At 62.1% G+C, this 6,849-nt stretch carries 5 protein-coding genes; all 5 read right to left on the reverse strand.

Annotated features, from left to right (window positions below; translation table 11 throughout):
* Nucleotide 1: 1 nt before the first annotated feature.
* From HMPREF3178_RS01050 to HMPREF3178_RS01070, 5 genes are read right to left on the reverse strand one after another with little or no spacing between them, the layout of a single operon-like run.
* Nucleotides 2-898, reverse strand: a complete 897-nt coding sequence (locus HMPREF3178_RS01050) for a lytic transglycosylase domain-containing protein (protein ID WP_004167197.1) — start codon at nt 896-898, stop codon at nt 2-4.
* Nucleotides 895-1,461 carry a S26 family signal peptidase gene (locus HMPREF3178_RS01055; protein ID WP_004167198.1) on the reverse strand — a complete coding sequence of 189 codons (567 nt, stop codon included), beginning with the start codon at nt 1,459-1,461 and terminating at the stop codon, nt 895-897. Before HMPREF3178_RS01055 ends, HMPREF3178_RS01050 begins: the two co-directional genes overlap by 4 nt.
* Nucleotides 1,458-3,416, reverse strand: a complete 1,959-nt coding sequence (locus tag HMPREF3178_RS01060; protein ID WP_004167199.1) for a type IV secretory system conjugative DNA transfer family protein — start codon at nt 3,414-3,416, stop codon at nt 1,458-1,460. Before HMPREF3178_RS01060 ends, HMPREF3178_RS01055 begins: the two co-directional genes overlap by 4 nt.
* On the reverse strand, nt 3,413-6,109 hold the full coding sequence (gene traI, locus HMPREF3178_RS01065; protein WP_070584968.1) for a TraI/MobA(P) family conjugative relaxase: 2,697 nt from the start codon (nt 6,107-6,109) through the stop codon (nt 3,413-3,415). Before traI ends, HMPREF3178_RS01060 begins: the two co-directional genes overlap by 4 nt.
* Nucleotides 6,106-6,480 (reverse strand): plasmid mobilization protein, encoded by a 375-nt coding sequence (locus HMPREF3178_RS01070; RefSeq protein ID WP_032734719.1) that lies wholly within the window; start codon nt 6,478-6,480, stop codon nt 6,106-6,108. The genes traI and HMPREF3178_RS01070 overlap by 4 nt, the downstream gene beginning before the upstream one ends.
* Nucleotides 6,481-6,849: the final 369 nt, after the last annotated feature.

Consider the following 6,849-nt stretch of genomic DNA (forward strand, 5'->3'; position numbering starts at 1 on the left):
GTTAGTTACCCCCCTTCCGCACGGCCTTGCCGTTCACGACGATGGCTGTTCCTTCCGGGTCAGCGGACAAGTCCGCGTTCGAGGCCCACGCCTCGGCTTCGGACATGGCCGTTTCTTTGAATGCGCCGTTGGCTTCCGCTTCGGCCGCCGTGTGCTCGACCTGCACGCCGGGCGTGCCGCTGTCTTCGGGCGACTTGCTCACGACGGGATCGACACGCGGGGCCAAGGCGGTTTTCGCTTCCGCGACCTGCTGGGTGCTGCTCGCTTCTTCTTTGGTGCTCATGGCTTCTTCCTTTCTCGGTTGACGTACAAACACGGCAGTCGGGGCCGTGTACGGATTGAGCGCGGGAACGCTCACGGCGACCTGTTGGCCGACGCCGTAGCGGGCCAAGTAGCCGTTCAAAAAACCCTTGTTGAAATCGCCCGTGTTGTAGGCGGACAGGGCCGCCCGGAGTGCGGCCTGTTCGTTCGGATATTTCGGCAGCGCGTTGCTGTAGAACGCGGTCAGAACTCGCGCACCGGCTGCGAGGTTCTTGCAAGTGTCGAACATATCTTCGACGGTGTAGCCGAGCGATTTAAGGTTGGTACTGTTGACCTGCATGTAGCCCATATCGACGGAGTGCCCCGCGTCGATGGCCATGTAGGCAACGGTCACGGCGTCCTGCGCGGTCTTGATGGCGATAGGGCTTTTGAAGACGACCTTGCGGCGCTTCGGCTTGGTCTGGCCGTCTGCGGCCGTGACCATGATCGGGTTGCCCTTCTCGTCACGCTCGATCACCCACTTGACGTTCACATTGAGCGCCAAGGGGTTGCCGCCGCTCTCCACCTGAATGACCTTCTCTATCGTGGCCGGGGCCACGTTCGGCGCGCACGCCATCATCATGTCGAGGCCGATCATTGTTTGGTTACTCCCGTAGTGATGGCCGCCGGGTCGCCGATCACGGCGACCGGGCGGGCAATGCCGCGCACGCTGGCCAGCACAACGGGGCCAAAGTAGCGGCTGTCGAAGCTGCCCGCGCTGTAGCTGGAAAACAGCCAGACCTCGCCGGGCTGCACGATGTAGCGCCCGGCAGGCCAGCCCGGCAGCGCGGGCATAGCGGCGGTGTTCGGCAGGGCCACGCCGTTGACGGTCACGGGATGGCCCGGCTCGAACTGGATGGCGTCACCCGCTACCGCCGACACCGGCTTGAGTAGCGGGGTTACGCCGGAATCCTCGCAGTCACCGGGCGCGAGGTAGCCCCGTTCGCCCATGAGGCGAACAATCGGCGAGGCAGGCGGGCACACCTCGACCAGCTCGCCACGCTTGATGCTGGCCGCTTCGGCGGTCTGCACAAGCCAAAGCCCATGCGGGGCCGAGTCCGTGAAGTTGAGGCGCAGGCCTGCGTGATAGCCGGTCGTGATCGCAACGCCGATCACTGCGGCCGCGCACAAGGCGGCGATTCCGAAGCGGCGACCTTTCATTGGACGACAAAGCCCCCGTTGCTGTTGTTGGACGGCCCGGCGGCGGCCGGGGTGGGCTTGGATTGCTGGGCCACGCGCACAACGTCAGTCGGCACGGGCTTGAGTTTCGACCGCTTGGAGAAAACCGGGTCAAAGAAGTAGAGGATTTGGCGGCCGCGGATTACCGGCTGGCCAGCGACGAACACAAGCATTTCGCCCGGCGCGGTGATCTTCTCCCCGCTGGCGTCCTTGGTCGGGCCGGGCAGGCGCATGATTTCGTCGGGCGTCATCAGCGGTCGCTGCACTTCCTGATAGCTGCGCGACACGTTGTCGAGGACGGCACCGAACCGCTTGCCCGAAGTCGTCACCTGCTCTTTGACTACGGTGGTGGTGCCCGTCATCTTCGACATCCATTCGGCTGTCTCGACCTTGTTGGGCGCGTAGGCGATGCGGACGTGGCAGTTGGAAATGATGCTTTCGTAGTTTGAATAAGCCTTGTAGAGCTGCTGCACGTCCTGCGTGATGAGGTAGGCTTTCATGCCGTAACCGGCGATGTAGGCCAAGGCTTCCTCGAACACTTCGATTTTGCCGAGCGTCGGGAACTCGTCCAGCATCAGCAGCAAGCGGTGCTTGTGCGCCGTCTTGGCCCGGCCGTCGTCAAACTCCATTTCGTCGGCCATCGTGAGCACGATCATGGTCAACAATAGACGGGTAAGCGGCACAAGACGCTTGGACGTCTTCGGCGTCGAAATGAGATAGAGCGACACCGGCCGGTCGTGATCCATCAGGTCGGCAATCTTGAAGTCGTTGCGCGAAGTGTTCTCGCCAACGATAGGGTCGCGGTACAGCGCAAGGGCGTTGTTCGCCGTCGAAATGATGCTGCCCAGCTCGCGGGCCGGGGTGTTGGCCATGCGGGTGCCGACGCCGGTAATGACAAGCTGCGCTTCCCGGTTCGCCGGGTCGCCGTCATTGATGGACACCTCGCGCATTTCATCGAACAGCCCGGCCAGTGCTTTCGGGTCGCCGTCCGGGTCGTCTACAAGGTCGTTGGCCGTGTCCGGCGCGGCGAAGTCTCCCACGCCGGTCAGCATGTGGCCAATGTCCTGCAAGCAGGGCGTGCGGCCTACCTGTTCGCCCTTGTAGAGCGCATGCAGGATCAGCCCTACCAGCAGCTCGAACGCGGCACTACGGAAGTGGTCGGACTCGATGCCCTTGCCATCGGAGTCGATGACCATCAGCGCGATGTTTTGCGCGTCACTGACCTGAAAGCGGGTGCGGAACTGGATTTCGCCCAACGGGTTCCATGCGCAGCCGGTGCCCGGCTTCGCTGGGTCAAAGCGCAAGATCACGTTGTTGGCGTGCTTCTGACGCCAGCCCGAAGTCATGGCGTAGTTTTCGCCCTTACGGTCGAGCACGAACACCGAATGGGGCCAGCTCAACAGGGTGGGAATGACAAGGCCCACACCTTTACCCGAACGGGTCGGGGCAAGGGCGCAAACATGTTCCGGGCCGTCGTGCCGCAGGTAGTACGTGGTGCCTGTTTCGGGGTCGTCATAGGCCCCGCAGTAGACGCCCTGCCCTTGTTTGCCCTCACGGGGTAGCAGGCCGGTTTCGCGTACTTCGTCCAGCGTGGCGAAGTGTGCCGTTCCGTGAACGTCTTCATGCTTACGCGAGCTGCGCGTCTTGAAGCCGATCCAGAGAACATAGGTCAGCAGGCCGACCAGCACGCCGAGCGCGAAAATCACAAAGGCATAGTTGTAGGAATTGGGCGCTGAGTCGTAGAACTTGAACAGCCATCGCCACCAGTCGAAGGGCATATAAAGCTGCCCGAACAGTGACGGCCCAAGTGCCGGGTGGTAGCCAACCCGGTACGCAATAAATTGCGTACATATGCTGTTCAAACCGATGATAAACAGCACTAAATAAACGCCGCCGATAAGCCGCAGCTTACCCGCCGACGAATTTTTATCGCTCATAGTTCGACCTCGTTACTCCTGTCAGTGAATCGTCCACGTCCGTCCAATTGGACGACGCGACCTAGTTTCCATGTCGCCGCCTTGGCGACTACGCGGGGGGTGGATGGCTTGACCAACATTTCATCGCCGCGCTTCAACAACAGCACTTCGCTACCGTCTTCCATGCGCCTGCGACCTTGATATGTGGCCCTGCCTGCGTCGGTGGATTGCCAAAGCCGATGATAGTCTATAGACGATATTTTGTCTCTATTTTTGTTGCGTTCTTCAATCCATTTTTGCACCGCCGGGCCAGACTCCACGGGCTGCGCGGGCTTGCCGCTTGTCCGGCTTCCCGTCTGCTTGCCGGACAGGCCAGTTTCGGCCAGAAACGCCGCATCCATGTCGTTCGGCGCAGGGGTTGGCCGGTTCGGTTTCGGCTTGGCTGTCTGGCTTCCTTTTGGTGCTACCTCCATGCGCCATTCGTTGCGTTCCACCGTCCGGCCGTCCGGTAGCGTCACGCTCTCGCTGCCCATGTGATTGACACGCACGCGGTCGCCCACGGCCGCACCGCTATTTGCCACCGCCCTTTCAAGATCGACGCCCCATAGGGTTCGGTCTTCGCCGTTCCCGTCGCGCAGCGTGACGAAGTAGCTCTTGCGGTTGCCCTTGACGTGCTCGAACGGCGCTTTGCCGAAGTCCACCAGTTCGGCGAAGTCGTCGCGGCTCGATGCCTTGATTTCGGCCTGAAAGGCCTTCTCCATTTCCTTGTGCTCGGCCGTCTCGCGGCGCATCTGCTCCATCGCCGGATCGGTGAACGTGACCTTGAGGCCGTGCATACCGGCGAGCTGGGCTACTTCAAGCCGGAACTCGTCTGTGCCTTCCACGATGAGGGCTTGGCCCTCGAACCGCTTGGATGCCAGTTCGAGCGCAACCAGTGCCGCGCCGGTCGTGGCTTTCTGCGCCTGAACGTGCGTCTTCCGGTCGATAACCATGCCGCCGTCGATGGTGCTGTACGCCATCGTCCCGTCTTTCCGGGCCTTGGGCTTGAGCTTGTCGAGAACGACAGCCTTGGCCTTGTCGGCCCGGTCGGCGGTCAGTAGCTCTCCGTTCCAGCGGCGTGTCCGTTCCTCGCGGTCGCGCAGCACGGCCAGCGCCTCGGCGTTGCCTCGCTCGGCCTGCTGCGTAAGCCAGTCGGCCCAAGTGGGCATCGTCGTCTGTTTGAACAGCGCCTGACGGCGAGCGTCTGCGCTCTGCCGGTTCTTCTGGCGTGAGGCGTCGGCCTGCTGTTTGATAGTGCCGTACATCAGGCGTTTGGTCGGCCCCTTGCCCGCGACCTTCAAAAGCATTCGCTCTGTCTGGCTCCACTGCCTCACCTGCGCAGTGAAAGCCGCACTCTCGCGCTTGATCTGGTCGAGGCCCTGACGGCGGGCCAGAATGGCCGCCTGTCGCTCGCGCTGGTACTGGTTGAACAGGCCCGCAGTCGTCGGGGTATCCGGTCGCCGGGGTCGTGGCTCGTACCGCTTGCGGGTCGCCTTCGCCTCGGCCTGCCGTTCGGAAGGCTGGAACGGGCCAAGACGGTCGGTTAGGGCTTTCATGGAAAGGTCGCGGCCGACGTTGCTGGCCTTCGCCCAAATGCCTAAATCTGGCTCGCCGATGACAAGGCCAGCGCCGCGCTGGCGAACCTCTAGGCCGTGCTCGGCCGCTGCGTCGTGCAGCTCTTGCCAGCTCGTCGCCTGACGCATCGCCGGGGCCAGCTCGCGGGCCGCGTACCCGGTCAGCGTCTCGATGCCGCTGTGGGCCTCTGCGTCGGCGGCTTTGCCGCTTACCCGGCCGCGTCCGCCGCTTCCTGCTTGGCCAATAGCTGTTCTATCGCCATGTCCCGGCCGTCGCAGGCCGTCAGCGCGTTCTTTTCCTCGTTGCTGTAGATCACCGCGTGAATCACCCGGCAATAGCACCGAAGTTCTTTCGGAAGCGCGAACCATACGGCAGCCGGACAGCGTTCGCAGACCGTTGAGGGTTTTGGCCTCTGGTTCATCGGCAAACGAGAGATCGTAGGACTCTCGTAAATATCGTCGAAATCTACTATCGCGCTGCTCTGGTCGCTGACCTCGATCAAGCTGGATTCGGTCGCTTCGTTCTCTGGTGTGCTCATGGTTTCTATCTCCTAAGCCGTGGTCGTCATGGCGAAGCCCGTATTGGACTTCGAGGCGTTCGCAGGCCTCCATCAGCCTGCGCTTGTCGTAATAAGGTTCGATGTTCTGTAGGCCGGTCGGATGAACCTTGTTGATGGCCACATGCACATGCAGGTGGTCAGTATCGACATGCACGGCGGACACCCGTTGGTGATCGCCAAGGCCGATGGATTCGCAAAGTTCGTCTTCAATGGCGTGCAGGACTTCCAGCGGGGGCCGCTCGCCCGCCTGAAACGAAAAGACCATGTGATAGGTCTTTTCTCCCTTCGACCTGGTGTTGGCCGCCTGAGTGGCCAAGATCAGGATTGCAGCGTCGGCGGGGTCGTCCGTGCCGCAGTTGGTAACGCGGTAGCTTTCGACCTTCTCGCCTTTCGCGGTGTCGTTCGCGGTGTCCAGAATGTAGTCGGCTGTTCGCTGCCAGCTCGTCGGGTCGATGCCGCCCTTGGCCGCCACCATGTACCTGACCAGCTTGGCCGGGTTCGATGACTGGTGCGGCTTGCGCTCGATGCGATGGGCAATCATCTGGCCACCCGGATCATGATCGAGCGGACTTCATCCTGTAGGGCGCGAAAGTCCTTCATCATGGCTTCCACGTCCACCGGCCGGGCACCCTGCCCGCGCTTCTCCGCGAGCCACAATTTCAGCAACCCGGCCACCCGGCCAAGGTCGCCGTTCACGCGCACAAGATCGGCCACGGCTGACAGGTCAGCCCTTGCCCGAATAGGCGCGTTCAGTCCGGCCGCTTTCATGTAGGCGGACAACGACAAACCGGACTGAGCAGCCCGGTCGGCCAGCTCGGCCTTTTCGTCGTTGTTCACCCATACCTCTATTCGTTGGCCTCGGGGTCGGGTTCCTCGGCCCTTCCCTTTCGGTTTCTGTTCTTCGTCACTCATCAGTGCCCCTTTTCCATCGCGCCCGATGGCGCGGATTGGTGTCGTTGTCTTGCCCGGCTTGCGCCTCCTTTTTGGTGCCCGTGGCTCCTTTGTCGCGGCAGCGACCGTCAGCCTCGCAGAGCAGGATGCCGTCGAACCGCAGGTGAGTAAGGGGCGGTGTTGGACTGGTGCGGGCTTGCCCGTACCGGTACAACACACATCCTGCCCGCTACCTCTCTGCGATTGTAGGCGACTGTGCCCTGATGATCCAGCCAAAACCCGGCCCAAGGGCCGAAAACCGCGATGAATCGCACACAATCGCATAGTGTCGCGCAGAATCGCATAAAAAGGCTTGCCCAATCGCATAGAATCGCGTACAGTCGCATTAAA

Source organism: Klebsiella sp. HMSC09D12 (genome assembly GCF_001808475.1).
Classification (GTDB): domain Bacteria; phylum Pseudomonadota; class Gammaproteobacteria; order Enterobacterales; family Enterobacteriaceae; genus Klebsiella; species Klebsiella oxytoca.